This is a genomic window from Nesterenkonia alba DSM 19423 (genome assembly GCF_000421745.1).
GTDB classification, from domain to species: Bacteria; Actinomycetota; Actinomycetes; order Actinomycetales; family Micrococcaceae; genus Nesterenkonia; species Nesterenkonia alba.
Map to the genome: position 1 here is coordinate 128,306 of NZ_ATXP01000001.1, position 18,105 is coordinate 146,410.

Annotated in this window: 16 protein-coding genes; 13 read left to right on the forward strand and 3 right to left on the reverse strand. The window is 65.2% G+C overall.

Translation table 11 applies throughout. From position 1 onward, the window contains the following. The first annotated feature begins 1 nt into the window (after nt 1). Genes tsaB through H578_RS12205 form a run of 3 tightly spaced genes read left to right on the forward strand, consistent with a single transcriptional unit; the run spans nt 2 to nt 2,695 of the window. Nucleotides 2–760 carry a tRNA (adenosine(37)-N6)-threonylcarbamoyltransferase complex dimerization subunit type 1 TsaB gene (tsaB, locus tag H578_RS0100610; RefSeq protein ID WP_028463787.1) on the forward strand — a complete coding sequence of 253 codons (759 nt, stop codon included), beginning with the start codon at nt 2–4 and terminating at the stop codon, nt 758–760. 7 nt (nt 761–767) lie between these two features. After that, nucleotides 768–1,349: a ribosomal protein S18-alanine N-acetyltransferase gene (gene rimI, locus H578_RS12200; RefSeq protein ID WP_022871777.1), complete on the forward strand. Its 582-nt coding sequence runs from the start codon at nt 768–770 to the stop codon at nt 1,347–1,349. Beyond that, nucleotides 1,346–2,695 carry a tRNA (adenosine(37)-N6)-threonylcarbamoyltransferase complex transferase subunit TsaD gene (locus H578_RS12205; RefSeq protein WP_022871778.1) on the forward strand — a complete coding sequence of 450 codons (1,350 nt, stop codon included), beginning with the start codon at nt 1,346–1,348 and terminating at the stop codon, nt 2,693–2,695. Before rimI ends, H578_RS12205 begins: the two co-directional genes overlap by 4 nt. Here the strand turns inward: H578_RS12205 and H578_RS12210 are convergent. Beyond that, nucleotides 2,639–3,787, reverse strand: a complete 1,149-nt coding sequence (locus H578_RS12210) for a glutamate--cysteine ligase (RefSeq protein WP_022871779.1) — start codon at nt 3,785–3,787, stop codon at nt 2,639–2,641. The two genes, H578_RS12205 and H578_RS12210, sit on opposite strands and share 57 nt — an antisense overlap. A 120-nt stretch (nt 3,788–3,907) precedes the next feature. Here H578_RS12210 and H578_RS0100630 point away from each other — a divergent pair, with 120 nt between their 5' ends. From H578_RS0100630 to H578_RS0100650, 5 genes are all read left to right on the forward strand, one after another. Beyond that, the gene (locus H578_RS0100630; protein ID WP_022871780.1) at nt 3,908–5,740 is read left to right on the forward strand and encodes a glycoside hydrolase family 3 N-terminal domain-containing protein; all 1,833 of its coding nucleotides are present in this window, start codon (nt 3,908–3,910) and stop codon (nt 5,738–5,740) included. A gap of 99 nt (nt 5,741–5,839) precedes the next feature. Beyond that, on the forward strand, nt 5,840–7,267 hold the full coding sequence (locus H578_RS0100635; protein ID WP_022871781.1) for an MmgE/PrpD family protein: 1,428 nt from the start codon (nt 5,840–5,842) through the stop codon (nt 7,265–7,267). 135 nt (nt 7,268–7,402) lie between these two features. Then, nucleotides 7,403–8,236 carry a phosphosulfolactate synthase gene (locus H578_RS0100640; protein ID WP_022871782.1) on the forward strand — a complete coding sequence of 278 codons (834 nt, stop codon included), beginning with the start codon at nt 7,403–7,405 and terminating at the stop codon, nt 8,234–8,236. A 94-nt stretch (nt 8,237–8,330) separates the two neighbouring features. Then, the gene (locus H578_RS12215) at nt 8,331–8,960 is read left to right on the forward strand and encodes a hypothetical protein (RefSeq protein WP_022871783.1); all 630 of its coding nucleotides are present in this window, start codon (nt 8,331–8,333) and stop codon (nt 8,958–8,960) included. A 74-nt stretch (nt 8,961–9,034) separates the two neighbouring features. Further along, the gene (locus H578_RS0100650) at nt 9,035–9,709 is read left to right on the forward strand and encodes a copper resistance CopC family protein (RefSeq protein ID WP_022871784.1); all 675 of its coding nucleotides are present in this window, start codon (nt 9,035–9,037) and stop codon (nt 9,707–9,709) included. A 103-nt stretch (nt 9,710–9,812) separates the two neighbouring features. Here H578_RS0100650 and H578_RS0100655 read toward each other — a convergent pair whose 3' ends face one another. Beyond that, nucleotides 9,813–11,228 carry a class I SAM-dependent methyltransferase gene (locus tag H578_RS0100655; protein WP_022871785.1) on the reverse strand — a complete coding sequence of 472 codons (1,416 nt, stop codon included), beginning with the start codon at nt 11,226–11,228 and terminating at the stop codon, nt 9,813–9,815. 148 nt (nt 11,229–11,376) lie between these two features. Between H578_RS0100655 and H578_RS0100660 the strand changes: the two genes are divergently transcribed. The 5 genes from H578_RS0100660 (at nt 11,377) to H578_RS0100680 (ending at nt 16,322) form a co-directional block, all read left to right on the forward strand. After that, entirely contained in the window at nt 11,377–12,468 is a 1,092-nt protein-coding gene (locus H578_RS0100660; protein WP_028463792.1) for a siderophore ABC transporter substrate-binding protein, read from the forward strand. Between the two features lie 165 nt (nt 12,469–12,633). After that, entirely contained in the window at nt 12,634–13,677 is a 1,044-nt protein-coding gene (locus tag H578_RS0100665; RefSeq protein ID WP_022871787.1) for an ABC transporter permease, read from the forward strand. 52 nt (nt 13,678–13,729) lie between these two features. Continuing rightward, nucleotides 13,730–14,767: an iron chelate uptake ABC transporter family permease subunit gene (locus tag H578_RS0100670; protein WP_022871788.1), complete on the forward strand. Its 1,038-nt coding sequence runs from the start codon at nt 13,730–13,732 to the stop codon at nt 14,765–14,767. Further along, nucleotides 14,764–15,519, forward strand: coding sequence for an iron ABC transporter ATP-binding protein (locus H578_RS0100675; protein ID WP_022871789.1), 756 nt, complete (start codon nt 14,764–14,766; stop codon nt 15,517–15,519). Before H578_RS0100670 ends, H578_RS0100675 begins: the two co-directional genes overlap by 4 nt. 71 nt (nt 15,520–15,590) lie before the next feature. After that, nucleotides 15,591–16,322 (forward strand): TVP38/TMEM64 family protein, encoded by a 732-nt coding sequence (locus H578_RS0100680; protein WP_022871790.1) that lies wholly within the window; start codon nt 15,591–15,593, stop codon nt 16,320–16,322. Here the strand turns inward: H578_RS0100680 and H578_RS0100685 are convergent. After that, nucleotides 16,319–18,103, reverse strand: a complete 1,785-nt coding sequence (locus tag H578_RS0100685; protein ID WP_022871791.1) for an acetyl/propionyl/methylcrotonyl-CoA carboxylase subunit alpha — start codon at nt 18,101–18,103, stop codon at nt 16,319–16,321. The genes H578_RS0100680 and H578_RS0100685 overlap by 4 nt on opposite strands. Nucleotides 18,104–18,105 lie beyond the last annotated feature (2 nt).

Genomic DNA, 18,105 nt, shown 5'->3' on the forward strand with positions numbered 1-18,105 from the left:
GGTGCTGCTGCTTGCTCTCGATACCTCGGCTGGCGCCTCTGCGGCGCTGGTCAGTCTGTCCCCGAGGAGCTCCAGCAGCCCGGGTGCCTCGCAATCCCCGGCAGGCCCAGAACCCCCAGGCCACGCAGAGCCTGTCGGGCCGCAGGTGCTCGCTGCCGAGCAAACCCCGGCCACCACCGCTCACGCCGAGTGGCTCGTGCCGGCCGCTCAGCGAGTCCTGGCGGCGAGTGAGGTCGCTGCCGAGGAGATCACCGGCGTCGTCGTCGGCGTCGGTCCCGGACCTTTCACAGGACTTCGGGTCGGGTTGGCCGCCGCGCATGGACTGGCCCTGGGGTGGCGGGTCCCCGTGCACGGGGTCTGCAGTCTCGATGCCCTCGCTCTGCGCACAGTGGAGAGCACTACGGTGCGCGGAGAGTTCCTCGTGGCCACCGACGCGCGCCGCCGAGAGGTGTACTGGGCCGAATACGTCACCGACGACGACGGCTCGCGCCTCATCCAGGGACCTTTCGTCTCATCCCCCGCTGAGCTGCCGGATCTGCCCGCCGTGGGAGCCGGCGTCGGGCTCTACCCCGAAGTGCTGCAGCTGGCTGAGCAGGCTCCCGCTGAAGCCGCCGAATGGACCCCACACGCGGCAGAACTGGGGTGCCTGGCTGCCTCCGCGTTGAGCGGCGACCTCTTCGGCGTGCTCTGTGAGCCCCGACCTCTGTACCTGAGGGAATCTGACGCCCAGGTGCCCGCACAGATGAGGAAAGCTGGGTGAAGCTGCCATGACTGAGCTCATCGCCCGTGCCATGCGGACAGCGGATATCCCCGCCGTGCTCGCTTTGGAGCGCCAGCTCTTCCCGCACGATGCCTGGCCCGAAGAGTTCTTCCGTCAGGAACTCGCCCAAGCCGATGAGCGCTTGCCGGCAAACCAGCGCACCCGCCGATTCTGGGTGGTGGAGGAGGCCGGGCGCATCATCGGATACGCCGGGATGATGTGCGTTCTGCCGCTGGCTGATGTGCAGACTGTGGCTGTCGATCCCGCCTACCAGGGTCGCGGGCTGGGTAGTTGGCTGATGGGGCTCATCGAGGATGAAGCCCGGCGGCGCGGGGCTGATGACCTGCTGCTGGAAGTCCGGGCCGATAACCCCGGCGCCCAGCGGCTCTACCGACGGCTGGGTTTCGAGCAGATCCATCTCCGCCGCTCGTACTACCCCGACGGCGGAGATGCGCTCGTGATGCGCAAGTCACTTGAGCACACCGCGACGGCGCCTGCCGCACCGGCCAAGGTGGGACCGGTCGGCAGTGAGCTGGCCAGCAGCGACACCGGCCGGGAGACGTGGCCGAGCAAGGAAGACCGCCGATGAGTGCCTACACCACCGGTCCGAGCACCCCAGCCTCCGTGGAGACTGCCGTATCCGCTGCCGGTGAACCATTGGTCCTGGGGATCGAGACCTCCTGTGATGAGACCGGTATCGGTATCGTGCGGGGCCGGCAGTTGCTGGCCCACGAGGTCGCCTCCTCCATGGAGGAGCATGTGCGCTTCGGCGGGGTGATCCCCGAAATCGCCGCCCGCGCCCATGTAGAGGCCTTCGGTCCCACACTGCAGCGCGCCCTGGACACCGCGGAGGTGGACCTTCACGACCTTGATGCGATCGCAGTGACCGCCGGCCCCGGGTTGGCCGGGGCACTGATGGTCGGGCTCTCCGCGGCCAAGGGTCTTGCCATGGCGCTGAATAAACCGCTCTACGGGGTCAATCATCTGGTGGCCCACGTCGCCGTCGGCATCCTGGAGACTGCACGCCCCGGCGACCGGGAAAACCCCATCGGCAGTGGCCACCCGAAGCAGGAGAGCACTGGACTGCAGACCAACACGGGGTTGCAGATGAACCCGGGACCGCAGGCGAATACCGGGCCACATGGGTTGCCGGGTCAGACCGTGCTGCCGGAGAATACCGGAGCTCTGCTGGTCTCCGGTGGGCACACCGAGATACTGCGTATCGGTTCGCTGACCCACGACGTCGAACTGATCGGCTCAACGATCGACGACGCCGCCGGGGAAGCATACGACAAAACGGCCCGTCTGCTAGGTCTCGGCTACCCCGGTGGACCGAAGATCGACGCCGCCGCGGCCCAGGGCGACCCGGCAGCCTTCCGTTTCCCGCGCGGGCTGACCATGCCTAAGTTCGAGGGCAGTGCGGCGAACCCCGGCAAGCATCGGCATAACTGGTCCTTCTCCGGACTGAAGACCGCCGTGGCCCGGGCCGCCGAGCAGTTCGAGGCCGCGGGCAAGCCGGTCCCGACGGCGGATATCGCGGCCAGCTTCCAGGAGGCTGTGGTGGATGTGCTGACCTCCAAGGCGGTGCGCGCCTGCCGAGAGCGCGGCCTCGAGCATCTGCTGCTCGGTGGGGGAGTGGCCGCCAACCGGCGCCTACGCGAGGTGTTGGCCACGCGATGTGCTGAAGCGGGGATCACCCTGGTGGTGCCACCGGTCAGTCTGTGTACGGATAACGGGGCCATGGTCGCCGCGCTGGGTGCCCAGCTCGTCGCCGCCGGAGAGTCGCCGTCGTCCCTGGCGATCCCTGCGAGCTCCTCGCTGCCGCCCAGCACCATCCAGGTTGAGGAGCCTCGCGCGCAGGGCCACGCCGGCGAAACATCACCCGTTGATACTGGTGCGGGTACGGGCTGCGGAGTCCAGCACCACCTGACGTAAGTCGCCGTCGTGGGTTTCAGCGACCTTCTTCTGCCGCTGGTACCCGGCCTGTTTCATCATCGTCTCCACGAACCGCAGCTGCTCGGCGCAGCCGAGCTCTTCGGCCAGCGGTTCCAACCGGTCCAGCTCCTTGGCGAGGTGCTCGGTGACCAGTTCCTCGTCACCAGCGGAGTTCAGAATGATGATGGCATCCAGCCCGTACCGTGCCGCCCGCCACTTGTTCTCCTGCACGTACCACGGCGGCATGGAGGTCACGCGGCCGCCGGAGTCAAGGGTGCGTAGCGTGTCGATGACAATGCACTGAGTCAGCGCGGCAATCGCGCCGATCTCATCGAGGGTGGCCACCCCGTCGCAGACCCGCAGCTCCACGGTGCCCAGGCGTGGCACGGCCCGCACATCCCAGCGAACCTCGGTCTCGTCTTCAATCACTCCGGTGTGTTTGAGGTCCCCGACGCAGTGTTCAAACCCGGACCAGTCCTCGAACTGGAAACTGGTGCCGGCAGTAGGCAGTTGCTGGAACATCAATGCTCGGTTCGAAGCGTAGCCGGTGTCCTCCCCGGACCAGTAGGGAGATGAGGCACTCAACGCCTGAAAATGGGCGTTGTAGTTGCACAGCGCGTTCACCGCGGGCATGGCGTATTTCACGTCGTCGAGCCCCACATGGACGTGGACCCCGTAAATGACCATCTGTCGGCCCCACCACTGGGTGCGGCGGATCAGCTCGTTGTACCGTTCCTTATCGGTCACCGGCTGCTTGGTCGGCGGTGCGAAGGGGTGACTGCCCTGGCTGTAGAGGTCGACGTCGAGCGGCTCACAGAGCTTCATCACGTTCCGGGCTGTACTGCGCAGCTGCTCGACCCCCTGGTCGACGGTGTCGCACACATCGGTGACCAACTCGATGGTGTTCAGCAGCAGCTCCTGCTTCACATAGGGGTGCTCGTCCTCCCCGGAGAGTTCAGGAAGTTCTGCCCGGGACTGTTCGAGGATCCGTTCGGCCACACTGCGCAGGTCTCCGGTCTGCCGGTCGACCAGTGCCAACTCCCACTCCAGACCGAGGGTCCCGCGTTCCGATTTCGCAAAGGGCAGTTCCACGTGAACTCCTTGAAACGTCGAGGGTGCAACGGCTCAACCCTATCTGCCCAGCTGAGGGCAGGCTCAGCATCGGCTGGACGTTGACCTGCGACGCTGCGGTCGGGACCGTACCCTGGTGCTGTGCCGTCCTGCCCACACCGTCTGTCCGCCACTGCCCTGGCTGCCGCGCTGCTGCTGAGTTCCTGTTCGCCAGAGCCCGACGCCGGTGACTCCCCAGAGAGCCCCGGGCTCACCGCTGAAGAACAGGCCGCTGAAGAGCTCGCCGAGCGGGCCGAAGAAATCACCGCGGCTGAAGAACGCATCAACCAGGCCTTGGCCGGCCCGGATGAGAACCACCGTGATGCCGCCGCGGAGATCGTCTCCGAACTCAGTCTGGACCAGATGGCCGGTCAGGTCATTGTGGGGGAGTATCACACCACCGATTCCTCGGAGGCCGCCGAACTGGTCGAACAACTGCACCTAGCTGGCATGATCGTCATGGGTGAGAACGTGCCCACCGGGGAGGATGGCGCAGATCTCGAGCAACTCGCCACCGAGTTGGAGCGTATCCAGCAGGCGGCCGAGCCCCGTGGCTACCCGGCGCTGATTTCGGTGGACCAGGAGGGCGGCCTGGTGACCCGGATCGGTCAGCCGCTGACCGAATGGCCCGCGCCCATGGCTGCCGGTGCCGCTTACCTCAGTGAGTCAGATGCCGGTCCGGCCGCCCAGGCCCACCGGTTCATGGCCCAGGATCTGCGCGAACTGGGTTTCACCGCCACCTTCGCCCCACCAGGGGATGTCACCGTCGGTGCCGCTGATCCCACGATCGGCTCCCGAGCGTTCGGCGCAGACCCGGAGGCGGTCTCCATGTTGGCGGTTCAGGCGGCTCGGGGGCTAGCCGATGCCGGGCTGGCCGGTTCGGTCAAACACTTTCCCGGCCACGGGTCAGTCACCGAGGACTCCCACCACACCTTGCCGGTGCAGGACGCGGACTTAGAAGAACTGCAATCCCGCGATTGGGTGCCCTTCGCCCAGTCCGCCGAGGCGGGGGTGCCCATGGTGATGATGGGTCACATTGAGGTCCCGGCCCTGCAGGCTGGGGTGCCCTCCTCGCTGTCCCCGGCTGCCTACCAGGCGTTACGCGATCTGGGGCACGACGGCGTCGTCGTCACCGATGCGATGAACATGGCCGCAGTACTGCAGCACACTGGGGAGACTCACGCTGCAGTGCAGGCCTTAGCAGCTGGGGCGGACCTCATCCTCATGCCCGCGGACATCCAGGCAGCGCACGCCGGAATCCTCGAGGCCGTGGAGGCAGGCGACCTTGAGCACCAGCGGCTGACTGAGGCCGCCGAGCGCGTGGTGGCCCTCATGCTCTGGCAGCAAGACTTAGCCGCCGGGGACCTGCACGCCGGACCGGGAGTCGAGCCGCCGGCAGAACTGATCGACCCGGGGGCAGAGTTCTTCAGCCCACCACCGTGGACTTACCCCGCCCCGGGGAACTGGACCGAACTCGCCGAGGCATCCGAGGCCGCCGAGACCCCCACCGGGCAGGACCTGACCCGAGGTGAGCTGACCGCAGAGGAGGTTACCGCCCGGCTCGCCAGCGCTTCGGTGACTCTGGTCACCGGGGAGTGCGGGGCGGACCTCACCGATGAGGGAATCCAGATCCTGGGGGGCACGGAGCAGGATCGAGCCCGCCTGGCAGCCGCGGCTGAAGCCGCCGGTGTACCGGTGGGCTCCGGGACGGTGGTGACCCTGCTGGGTGGCTCCACCCCGGGCTCGGGAGACGTCGTCGTCGCTCTCGACCGCCCGGAGGTGCTGGCTGAGGCATCCGCCGAGACCCGTATCGCGCTCTACGGGCGGACCGAGGAGTCCTTCGCCGCGCTCATCGAGGTGCTCACCGGAGCAGAAGCCCCCGGGATGCTACCGGTTGAGGTGGGAGACCACCCGCTGGGTCACTCCGCCTGTTGAAACGCCTATCGCCTGCGGGATTAGATCACGTCATCATCGTGTTACACGGTAAGCCTGGTCTTATTCGAGTTATCAGGGTGTTGAAAGGACGTGATTCCCATGCCGGAGATCACCTCCACTGAAGTCGGCCAGCTGGCCCGGTTCGTCCACCAGGCCGACTACCGCACCATGAGCGACCCCGCGCTGGAACAACTCAAGATCCGCATCCTAGACACCATCGGGGTCGCCATCGGCGCACTGGAGGCCGAACCCACCACCGCCATCCGGGATCTGCTCGCTGACCTCGATCCCGAGACGCCACACGGCCCCTTGCAGGCCACGCTCATCGGCGGTGGCCATGCTCCCGCTGACCGTGCCGCGTTCTACAACTCCGCGCTGAGCCGCTACCTGGACTTCATGGACTCCTACCTGGCCCCAGGGGAGACCAACCACCCCTCCGATAACCTCGGGGCCGTCCTCGCCGCTGCGGAGGTCAGCCGAGCCAGCGGAGCCGATCTGCTCACCGCCTTGGCCGTGGCCTACCAAGTTCACACCCGGCTGGCTGATGTGGCTCCCGTGCGGTCCAAAGGCTTCGACCACACCACCCAAGGGACCTACGCCGCCGCAGCCGGAGCCGCCAAAGCGCTGGGGCTCAGCCTGGAACAGACCGCCCACGCCATGGCCATCGCCGGTACTGCGAACAACGCTCTGCGGGTCACCCGCACCGGGGACCTCTCCCACTGGAAAGGTCTGGCCTACCCGCATGTGGCCAAGGAGGGTACCTGGGCAGCGCTGCTGGCCCAACGCGGAATCACCGGACCACCGGAGGTCTTCGAAGGCAACAAAGGGTTCAAAGAATCCATCGCCGGGGACTTCCAGATCGACTGGTCCGCTGAAGACTTAGAGCAGGTCACCCGCACCATCATCAAAAAGCACAATGCGGAGATCCACTCCCAATCCGCCCTCGACGCCGCCCAACAGGTCCGGGTCGCACTGCATGCCGAAGGTGCCGACGCCGGCGACATCCAGAACATCCTCCTGCGCACCTTTGACGTGGCGTACCACATCATCGGCGGTGGAGAAGAAGGCGATAAGCGGCACATCCGCACCAAGGAGGAGGCCGACCACTCCCTGCCCTGGATGCTGGCCGCCGTGCTACTCGACGGCGAACTCACCCCACAGCAGTACCAGCCCGAGCGCATCACCGCCCCGGATGTCCAAACGCTGATGAGCCGTGTTGAGATCATCCCGGACCCGGAACTCAGCCGCCGCTTCCCCGACTCCATGCCGGCAGACCTGGAAGTCATCCTCAGTGACGGGCGGAGCTTCCGGGCACACCTGGACTCCTACGAAGGATTCCACGACAACCCGCTCGGCTGGGATGAGGCCCGGCGGAAATTCGACGCACTGGCGACCCCCTACACCACTGCGTCTGAGCGCGAGAAGATCGCCGATGTCGTCGCCCACCTCGAAGACCATCGGGTCACCGACCTCACGGGGCTGCTCGCGCACATCCGTCGTGAACCGGCCCACCGGGACCCAGACTGAGCCCCGGCGCTACTGCCCATCCCCGGCACCACTGCCCGGCACCACTGCCCAGCACCGGTGCCTGAGCCATCCCCCATCGAACCCACCCATCGAATAGTCAAAATCCACCCCCGAGTAGTGAAAGGAGGACCACTGATGAGCACCACCGCCCACACCGTGTCCTTCGACTTCGTCCCCCGGGCCCACCGGCCCGCCAAACCCCGCAGCCACGGACTCACCGAGATCCGAGCTCCGTACTACACCACCTTCGGCACCCGACACCTGCAGGATGTCTTCGACGTCGCCGGCCAGTGGATCGACGGCATCAAATGGGCCGGCGGATCCTTCGCTCTGCTGCCCACCGAGCAGGTCCGGGCCTTCTCTGAGATCGCCCACGCCCACGACGCCTACGTCTCCTCCGGCGGGTGGATCGAAACCGTGTTGCGCTACGGAGACGACGCCGTCGACCACTACCTCAAAGAGGCCAAGGAAGTCGGGTTCGACGTCATCGAGATCTCCACCGGGTTCATCATGCTGCCGGCCTCCGGGCTGGAACGGCTCGTGGAGAAAGTCACCCGAGCCGGGCTGAAAGCCAAGCCCGAACTCGGCATCCAGATCGGCTCCGGAGGAGACTCCACAGAAGAGGAACTCGCCGCCGAAGGAGCCAAGGACATCGGAGACCTCATCGACCGCGGCAAGCGAGCCCTGGACGCTGGTGCGGAGATCATCATGATCGAGTCCGAGGGCATCACTGAGAACGTGCGCGAATGGAACACCGGGGCCGCTGCGGCCATCATGAACGGGCTCGGGATTGAGAACGTGATGTTCGAGGCCGCGGATCCGCCGGTCTTCGAGTGGTACATCAAGAACTACGGCAATGAGGTCAACCTCTTTGTGGACCACTCCCAGGTGCTGCAACTGGAAGGTCTGCGGCAAAACATCTGGGGTAATAAGTCCACCTGGGGTCGGGTTATCAACCCCGCCGCCTGAGCCCCTTCACCGCTGAGCTTGGCCTTGAGGCGCAGGCTGCATGCCCCCGTGCAGCCTGCGCCGGAAGCTTTCTACACCCTGTAGAATCCGGGACATGTCAGCCTCCGCGGTCTCCGGTGCAGCGCGTGTGCTGCGGGGTGGGCTCACCGCCTCGGCCGCAGTGGGTTCAGCGGCCTTGGCACATACCGCAGCGGGCCACCATAGCCCCCATGGCGTCGTCGTACTCTTGGCGTTGCTGGTGGCCGTGCCGATCAGTACTGCCTTGTCCTCGGTCCGCCTCAGCCGCAGGCGCCTGGCCGCAGCCGTGGTGGCCAGCCAGGCACTGCTGCACGGATTGTTCGCCCTCTTCCCCGCCGCAACGGCTTCCTCTGTGCAGGTCAGTTCACCGGCAGCCGGACACGCCCACCACGAAAGCCTCAGCCTGGTGTCGGCAGCTGGGGGCCCCACCGGGGCAGCCGAACACCTCGCCCATTCCAGTGATGCGACCATGCTCGCTGCTCACGTGCTGGCCGCCGCGGTGACCTACGCGGTATTGCGCCATGGCGAAGTGCTGCTGGCCGCATTGGCCGATGCACTCGGTGTCAGCCCCGCGGTCCTGGAGGTACCGGACAAAGCTCCTACACCGAGCCCACGGCTGCCCCAGTGGCCCGCGGTGGTTCCCCTGCGTGATGAACTCTGGTTGGGCCGCAGTCCCCGTACTCTGCGCGGTCCACCGGTCTGGTGAGGACCCCACCCTCCCGTGCGGCTTTCAGGTACCGCCTGAGCCGCAGAACCATCACCAGACCAAAGGACACACCAATGACCATCACCTACAACACCCCTGCCCGCATGCCCGCACTCCTGACACTGAGTGCAGGTGCGGCCCTAGCCCTCGGTGGGCTGAGCATCACCCCCGCCTACGCCCATGACACGCTCATCGCCTCCACCCCGGAAGAGGGTGAGGTCCTGGAGGAATCCCCCGATGAGGTGGTGCTGGAATTCTCCGGTGCCGGCCTCACCGTGGGGGATGCCGTCACCAATGACATCTGGGTTCTCGACACCGACGGGGAGAACTGGGCCTCCGAGGATCCCGCTGAGGTCGACGGCAACATCATGAGCACCGATATCCCCGAACCATTACCGGACGGGGAGTATGAGGTCCTCTACCGGGTGGTTTACTCCGACGGGCACGACGAAGAGCTCAGCTTCAGCTTCGAGGTCGAGGCCGGGGAGGAAGACGCCACCGAGGAAGACGAGCAGGACGAGGCCACCGAGGAGGAGACCTCCGAAGCGGCCACCGAAGAGGAGACCGACACCGCGGAGGAGGACACTCCCGCAGAAGAGGAAACCGAGTCCCCTCAGACCGAACAGACCGCTGAGGAGTCCGAGACCTCAGCGTGGATCCCGTTGGCGATCGGTGCCGGTGTGCTGGGCCTTCTCGCCGTGGTCGGCGTGCTCATCCGCCACAAGATGAAGGGCACCACCGAGGACTGAGGCCAACGGCCTCCATTCCATGAGCTGACCCGCTGCATGCGGTGTCCTGAATGCGGTGCCCTGAGTGCGGCGGTTGAGTGGCGTGTTGTGCTCGCCGCCGCACTCAGACCGGTTCCACCACAGCGGCGAAACGCTCCGGGCCGATGCGTACCAGAATGAAGACAGCGTGGCGGGGTTCCCTGCCCCGCCGCTTCTTCGGCAGAATGGTGGACCGCAGCTGTTCGGGTACGACGTCGACCCCCCGCTTTTTGATCTCCACACTGGTGATCTGATGTTCTGCGCACCAGCGGGCCAGCCGCTTGGGGGAGTAGGGCATCACCTCCAGGATCCGGTAGCCGCGCGCCAAGGGAGCTTCCCCTGCCGGCGCCGAGGTGTGGGGGAGGCTGAAGTAGGCGATGTGCTCATCCAGTAGTCGCCCTCCCCAGGTTTCGGCGAGGTCAGCGACGAGACCGGCACGGATGACCGCCGGATCCGGTTCGTAGAGCACACCGGTAAGCCCGTCGGGGCCGGCCGGGGCAGGCTCGGGGCCGGAACCGAAGTCCTCGGTCGAGGTCAGCTCGGCACTGTGGTGGGTATTCGGCTGCTGGATGTTCGGCCCAGGCTGTTTCTCACGCGGTGTAGTGGTTCGGCTAGTCAGCACCGTAGCGGCCCGACGGATGAGCCGACTAGTGTCTTCGGGCTCCGCGGAGTGTTCAGAGTCTGCTGCGGGCGCGGAGCCTGCTGTATGGCGGGGCAGAGTTCTCCGTCGGCAGAGAGCATTGAACCACAGGACGACCTCCACCAGCTCACCATCGATGCTGACCCATTCGGCCTCGCAGTCAGCGGGGATCACCTCGTGGGGGATCCCGGGACCCAGCTTGACCCCCAGGGGTACACCGTTGGCCGCCACGGCGGTGATGAAACTCAGCGGCGGGGAGAATTCCTCGGGATTCCATAGGCGTGAGCGCCGGTTCCGGCGCGCCGGGTCGAGCCACACACCCCACGGGGCCTGAGCCTGCTCCTGACGCGGTACGGGATCCGTCTGGCGCACCAGCCCATGCGCGGCCGCCCACTGCTCGGCTGTGGTGTGCAGTACCTCCGCCTGCGGGAAGGGGGCCAGGTTATGGGCGGCAATCCACGCCGTGTGTGCATCGGCCTCCACGGCTGTGACCTCCAGTCCAGCCTCGGCCAGTGCCATGGCATCGGCCCCGAGCCCACACCCTAAATCCGCCACACGAGGGACCCCGGCTGTGGCGAACCGTTCAGCATGTCGCAGTGCTACAGGCCAGCGGGTGGCCTGCTCCAATCCGGTGGGAGTGAAAAGCATGCGCTCGGCCCGGTCACCGAACTTGCCGCGGGCATCCCGGCGCAGCCGGGCTTGGGTGAGCACGGCGGCGACCGTCTGTGGATCCCACCCCTGTTTCCGCAGTGTGATGTTTGTCTCGTCAGCGGCGTCCTCGGTGTATTCCTCCAGTGAATCCAGAAGCTGCAGTGCCTGGTCAGAGAGGGCGGGATGGTGCGGATCGCCGGTATCAACCACGGCCTCAGGGTATCGCGGGGTGATGCCGCGCCGGCGATGTCACGGAACGACATCGACCTTGCAGCCTCATTAGGGAAGAGCTAGGGTTCTATTCAGCTTAGGACAGGCTAAGTCGAATAATGACCAAGGAAGGTACCCTTCGATGAGCATGACCACTGCACCCGCTGAGGAGAAGAACCGTTTCCTCCAGCTTCTCTCCGTGGTCGCTATTGGAACTCTGGCGCTGAGCGCCTGCGGTGACAATGGCGACGACGACGCCGACGAGGACACCGACACAGAAGTCACCGATGCTGACAGCAACGGTGATGACAACGACGCCGAGGACAATGGTGACGACGCCGAAGCTGGCGGCCTCACCATCGAGGATGACCACGGCACCCACGAGATTCCGGAGACCCCGGAGTCCATCGGAGCCTTTGACAACCGTTCCTTCCGCACGCTGGAAGCCTTCGGTGTGGAGCTCAGTGTGGCCGCCCGTTCCCTGATGGATGAGCAGACCCACGGTTACGCCACCGATGAGGACATCCTCGACACCGGTAACCACCGCGAACCGGACCTCGAGCAGATCATCGCCGCTGAGCCCGACCTCATCATCAACGGCCAGCGCTACAGCCAGTACTACGAGGACATCATCGATGTCACAGAATCCGCCGGCTACGACACCGTGGTCCTGGAGTTCGATGAAGCCGTCAACGACCCGGACACCTTCATCGAGGGGCTCATCGAGAAGACGGAGAAGCTCGGCGAGGTCTTCGGCGAGCAGGAGACCGCCCAGGAGATCATCGACGAGTTCGAAGCCGAGGTGGACCGTGTCACCGAACTCTACGACGGAGAGTCCACAGTGATGGGTCTGATGACCTCCGGTGGTGACATCCAGTACCTGGCTCCAGGTACCGGACGGACCATCGGCCCACTGTTCAACGCCTTTGACCTGGTGCCCGCCCTGGAACAGGACGCCGAAGATGAGGCCCACGGTGATGACATCTCCGTAGAAGCCATCGCCGACGCTAACCCAGACTGGCTGCTGGTGACCGACCGCGATGCCCGACTGGACTCCGACGACCCCGACTACCAGCCGGCTGATGAACTGCTCGCCGAATCCCCGGCCCTGCAGGAAGTCACCGCTGTCCAGGAGGGCAACATCGTCTACACCCCGGATGACATGTACCTCACCGAGGACATCCAGGCCTACACCGAGTTCCTCCGCGACTTCGCTGACGCCCTGGAGGACGCCCAGTAAGACGCCGAGGCCGGTGCCTTGATCACGGTGCCCCGTTCCCTCACCTGAGCGAGCGGGGCACCGGCATGAAGGCAGCGCATTCGACGCGTGTGGCAGAACACCCATAGCATTGCCTTACCTTCGTTTCATCACTCGCCCGTTGCCGATCGAGACCCGGAAGCCCCTATGACTACCACCCTGCGGCAGGACGTCTCCCAGACCAGCCGCGACGTCCTCGTCGATGACGGGCGACGGCACCGCCGACGCCGGCTGTGGACTCCCGCATTCCTCGTCGCCATCCTCGTCACCCTGGTCTTGCTGGTGCTATCCCTGCTGACCGGGCAGTTCGATGTCTTCGGTGGCGAAGACTGGGAAAACTTCTGGATGTTCGGGATCACCCGGATTCCACGCACTGTGGCGCTGGTGCTGGCCGGGGCCTCCATGGCGATGTGCGGGGTCATCATGCAGCTGCTGACCCAGAACCGTTTCGTCGAACCCACCACCACCGGAACGACCGAGTGGGCCGGACTGGGACTGATCCTGGTGATGTGGCTCTTCCCCGGGGCGAGCCTCTTTGCCCGGATGTCGGGTGCCACCTTCATGGCGTTCATCGGCACCATGGTCTTCTTTATGTTCTTACGCCGGGTGTCGCTGAAGTCCAGCCTCATCGTGCCGATCATCGGCATCATGCTCGGTGCGGTCGTCTCCTCCTTCACCACGTACCTGGCGCTGATGACCGACCATTTACAGACCCTAGGTATCTGGTTCGCCGGATCCTTCACCGGGGTCATCCAGGGCCGCTACGAACTGATGTGGATCGTGCTGGCGGTCACCGTGCTGGTGTTCATCGTCGCGGACCAGTTCACCGTGGCCGGGCTCGGCAAAGACATGGCCACCAATGTGGGACTGAACTACGCCTTCGTGCTGTTCATGGGCACCGCCATGGTCGCGGTCGCCACCGGGGTCACCGCCACTGTGGTGGGAACCCTGCCGTTCTTGGGGCTGGTCGTGCCCAATATTGTCGCCCTCTTCCGCGGTGATGACCTGCGCAGTAACCTCCCCTGGGTGTGTCTAGTGGGCATCTGCGTGGTCACCGTCTGCGACCTCATCGGCCGGACCATCCGAGCCCCCTTCGAGATCCCCGTCGGGCTGGTACTCGGACTGGTCGGCGGCGTCGTCTTCGTCGGACTGCTGCTGCGGCAGCGCCGAAAGGGAGGGCTGGCCAGTTGAGTGAGCAGATACCTGCCGGGTCTCCAGGATCCCGCGAGGAGACGAGTCAACGATGATGTTTAAGACCGCTGAGCAGCAGGCACCACAGCAGCGCCACTCCAAGCCGATCACCGACCGCAAGCACATGCGTAACTATGTGCTGATGATGATCCTGCTCGGGGTGCTCTCCGTCGGGTTCACCATCGGCATCATGGGCTACAACAATCCCGCGGAGTTTGGCTCTGATGGATGGTGGGTCATCGCCGATATGCGACGTGACTCCCTGCTGACCATCGGTGTGGTGGCCCTCTGCCACGCCATGGCGACCATCGCCTTCCAGACCGCAGTGAACAACCGGATCATCACTCCCGGAATCATGGGCTTCGGGTCCCTCTACACGGCGATCCAGACGATGTTCGTCTACGTCTTCGGCATGGCCGGGGTGACGATGCTCGTCGGGGTGCCGCAGTTCTTCCTGCAGATGGCCATGATGATGCTGCTGGCCACTGCGCTCTACACCTGGCTGCTCAGCGGGAAGTTCTCCAATGTGCACATCATGCTGCTGGTCGGTGTGGTCATCGGCGGAACCCTGGGGTCACTGTCGAACTTCATGCAGCGGATGCTCACCCCCAGTGAGTTCGATGTACTCACCGCCCGGCTTTTCGGCAACATCTCCAACGCCCGTGCCGAGTACCTGCCGTATGCGATTCCCATCGCCCTGCTGGTCACCGGGTTCCTGTGGGTGCGGGCGCATAAGCTCAATGTCATCGCCCTGGGGAAATCCACCGCGCTGAACCTCGGGGTGAACTACAAACGCGAGCTGATCCTCATCCTGGCCCTGGTCTCGGTGCTGATCTCCATGGCCACTGCCCTGGTGGGCCCGATGATGTTCCTCGGCTTCCTCACCGCGATCCTGGCCTACCAGTTCGCCGACACCTACTCCCACCGCCTGCTGTTCCCCATGGGGTTCCTCTTCGGCTACGCGATCCTCTCCGGTAGCTACTTCATCCTCCGGCACGTCTGGGACGCCGGGGGAGCGGTGACCGTGATCGTCGAGCTCATCGGCGGCACCGTGTTCCTCATTTTCATCCTGCGAAAGGGCCGCCTGTGATTACTCTCACCGACGTCCAGAAGGACTACAGCGACTCCGTCCAGATCGGACCGGTCACCACCGAGATCGAATCAGGTGGCATCACCGCCCTAGTGGGCCCCAATGGGGCGGGTAAGTCGACCATCCTCACCATGATTGGCCGCCTGCTGGACATCGACCAGGGCCAGATCACCGTGGCCGGGCACGACGTCGTCAACACCCCGTCAAAAGCGATCGCGAAAATCCTCTCGGTGTTGCGTCAGGAAAACCACTTCGTCACCCGGTTGACCGTCCGGCAACTGGTCGGCTTTGGCCGCTTCCCCCATTCCGGAGGCCGACTGACTCTGGGGGATGAGAAGTACATCTCCGAGGCGATCGACTTCCTCAACCTCACCGAACTGGAGAACCGCTACCTCGACCAGCTCTCCGGGGGGCAGCGGCAACGCGCCTATGTGGCCATGGTGTTGGCCCAGCAGACCGACTACGTGCTGTTGGATGAACCACTGAACAACCTGGACATGCAGCATGCCGTGCAGATGATGAAGCAGCTGCGCCGTGCCGCCGACGAATTGGGTCGCACGATCGTCATCGTGCTGCACGACATCAACTTCGCTGCCCACTACTCGGACAAGATCCTCGCGATGAAGCACGGTCAGGTCGTCAAGCACGGCACCCCAGAAGAGATCATGCGCAATGAGGTCTTAAGCGAGATCTTCAACACCGAAGTCAACGTCATTGACGGGCCCAACGGCCCCCTGGCGGTCTACTACTGAACTGTCCCCTTCTTCAGCCGGCTACCCCTCAACCACCGGGGTCAGCCCGCCGACGGCGTAGCATGGCCGGGATGCATCCGCCCCACGACCCCGAACCTGACCATTCCGTCAGCAAACGTTCTCCCAGCGACCGTGCCGAGGTCGAATCCCCCTGGGTAGCTGCCGCGCGCAACACCGCCCTGGTCCTGGTCGTGCTGGGAATGGTGTGGCTGGTCTTCAACGTCGACCTGCCCCCAGCCGAGGAACTGCAGACCACCATCGACGGGTTCGGCTGGGCCGCCTGGTTCATCTTCGTCGGACTCTACGCGCTGGTGGCCACCACACCCATCCCGGTGACCATCATGGCGATGACCGGTGGATTCCTCTTCGGCACAGTGCTGGGCAGTGTGCTCTCGGTCGCCGGAGCCTTCCTGGGCTGCTGGGCAGCGTACTGGCTGGCCCGGGCCCTGGGTGAACCCACGGTCAAACGCATGCTGGGCCGCTACCGGGCCCGGGTGGAACACCACCTCACCAGCGCAGGCTTTGAGGCAGTCTGCACGCTACGACTGATGCCCGGGGTGCCGTACTGGCCGGTGAATTACGGCAGCGGAGCCTTCGGGGTCCCGCACCATGTCTACCTACCGGCGACGTTCCTGTCCATCATTCCGGGTCAGATCTCCCTCGTGGCTCTGGGGGGATTCGTCGCAGAACCGGGGGTGATGACCGGCGCCGTAGTCGTCATCGCCTGGGCGGTGGTCCTCACACTGACCCTCTTGGCCTACCGGCGTTGGCGCACCGCCCACCACAATGGGGGACGGGTTTAGCTTTCGATAGTCGCCAGGGTCTCACCGGCCTTCACCCCGGTGCCAGGTGACACCTTCAGCCCCTTGAGTTTGCCCGCCTTATGCGCGGTGATGGGCTGTTCCATCTTCATCGCCTCCAGGACGACGACGAGGTCCCCCTCAGCGACCTTCGCACCGTCCTTGGCGGCGACCTTCACCACCGTGCCCTGCATAGGGGAGGTGAGCGCATCGCCGTCGGTGGCTGCAGCTGAGGTGGCACGACGGCGCCGCTTCTTCTTCGACGGTGCCGCACCAGAGAGCTTCCCGGCAGCCAGGGTGGCGGGAACATTGACCGCGACCCGTTTGCCGTTGACCTCCACGACGACTTCCTCACGGGCCTGCGGGCCGGAGGCATCCGGCCGGGCAGTCAACGTGTTGTACGGCTCGATGACACCGTCGAACTCCGTCTCAATCCACCGGGTATGCACACTGAACCGGGAAGCCTTCGGATTGCGCAACTCCGGTGCGAACGCCGGGTGCTCCACCACCTGCCGGTGAAACGGCAACACCGTGGGGATCCCCTCGATGCGGGTCTCATCCAGTACCCGTGCGGCCCGCTGCAGCGCCTGCCGCCGATCCGCCCCGGTGACAATCAGCTTGGCCACCATGGAGTCGAAAGCCCCTGAGATCGTCTCCCCGGCCCGGACCCCCGAATCCACCCGAACACCGGGACCCTGTGGCATCTCACACTGCTGGAGCACACCAGGGGCGGGCATGAAGTTCCGCCCGGCATCCTCTCCATTGATACGGAACTCAATGCTGTGCCCGCGGACCTCCGGGTCGTCGTAGCCGAGCTTCTCCCCCCGGGCGATGCGGAACTGCTCGCGCACCAGGTCGATCCCGGTGACCTCTTCGGTCACCGGGTGCTCCACCTGCAGGCGTGTGTTGACCTCCAGGAAACTGATGGTCCCGTCCTGACCGATGAGGAACTCACAAGTCCCCGCACCGGTGTAACCAGCCTCCTTCAGCAGCGCCTTCGAGGACCGGTAGAGCTGCCGGTTCTGCGACCGGGTCAAAAACGGGGCCGGAGCCTCCTCCACGAGCTTCTGGTTGCGCCGCTGCAGGGAGCAATCCCGGGTGGAGACCACCACCACGTTGCCATGCGCATCAGCCAGGCACTGGGTTTCCACATGGCGTGGCTTATCCAGAAACTTCTCGATGAAACACTCGCCCCGCCCGAAGGCGGCGGTCGCCTCACGGACCGCTGATTCGTAGAGTTCGACGATCTCATCGCGTTCACGCACCACCTTGATGCCGCGTCCGCCGCCACCGTGGGCAGCCTTGATCGCGATCGGCAGGCCCTGCTTCTCCGCGAACTTCAGCACCTCTTTGGCCGAACTGACCGGCTCCTTGGTGCCCGGGGCCAGGGGAGCACCGACCTTCTCCGCCAGTTGACGGGCCGAGACCTTATCCCCCAGAGTCTCGATCGCCTCCGGGGAGGGCCCGATCCACACCAGTCCGGCCTGCTGCACCGCCCGGGCGAACTCCGCGTTCTCGGACAGAAACCCATAACCGGGGTGGACGGCATCAGCACCGGTGGCCCGGGCCGCCTCCAGCACCTTCTCCGCCACCAGATAAGACTCCGCAGCCGACTCCCCACCCAAGGCGAAGGCCTCATCGGCTAAGTGAACATGCACGGCGTCGCGGTCCGGCTCGGCATAGACCGCCACAGTGGACAGCCCCTCATCGCGGGCGGCACGGATCACCCGCACCGCGATCTCCCCACGGTTGGCGATGAGTACTTTGCTGAACGTGTTGGTCATGC

Excerpts from the sequence above, each read along its gene's own strand:
- H578_RS0100680 (WP_022871790.1), top strand. The coding sequence starts at position 15,591 with ATGCATCCGCCCCACGACCCCGAACCTGACCATTCCGTCAGCAAACGT.
- H578_RS0100670 (WP_022871788.1), top strand. The coding sequence starts at position 13,730 with ATGATGTTTAAGACCGCTGAGCAGCAGGCACCACAGCAGCGCCACTCC.
- H578_RS0100635 (WP_022871781.1), top strand. The coding sequence starts at position 5,840 with ATGCCGGAGATCACCTCCACTGAAGTCGGCCAGCTGGCCCGGTTCGTC.
- H578_RS0100640 (WP_022871782.1), top strand. The coding sequence starts at position 7,403 with ATGAGCACCACCGCCCACACCGTGTCCTTCGACTTCGTCCCCCGGGCC.
- H578_RS0100650 (WP_022871784.1), top strand. The coding sequence starts at position 9,035 with ATGACCATCACCTACAACACCCCTGCCCGCATGCCCGCACTCCTGACA.
- H578_RS12215 (WP_022871783.1), top strand. The coding sequence starts at position 8,331 with ATGTCAGCCTCCGCGGTCTCCGGTGCAGCGCGTGTGCTGCGGGGTGGG.
- H578_RS0100665 (WP_022871787.1), top strand. The coding sequence starts at position 12,634 with ATGACTACCACCCTGCGGCAGGACGTCTCCCAGACCAGCCGCGACGTC.
- H578_RS12205 (WP_022871778.1), top strand. The coding sequence starts at position 1,346 with ATGAGTGCCTACACCACCGGTCCGAGCACCCCAGCCTCCGTGGAGACT.
- H578_RS0100685 (WP_022871791.1), bottom strand. The coding sequence starts at position 18,103 with ATGACCAACACGTTCAGCAAAGTACTCATCGCCAACCGTGGGGAGATC.
- H578_RS0100660 (WP_028463792.1), top strand. The coding sequence starts at position 11,377 with ATGACCACTGCACCCGCTGAGGAGAAGAACCGTTTCCTCCAGCTTCTC.
- rimI (WP_022871777.1), top strand. The coding sequence starts at position 768 with ATGACTGAGCTCATCGCCCGTGCCATGCGGACAGCGGATATCCCCGCC.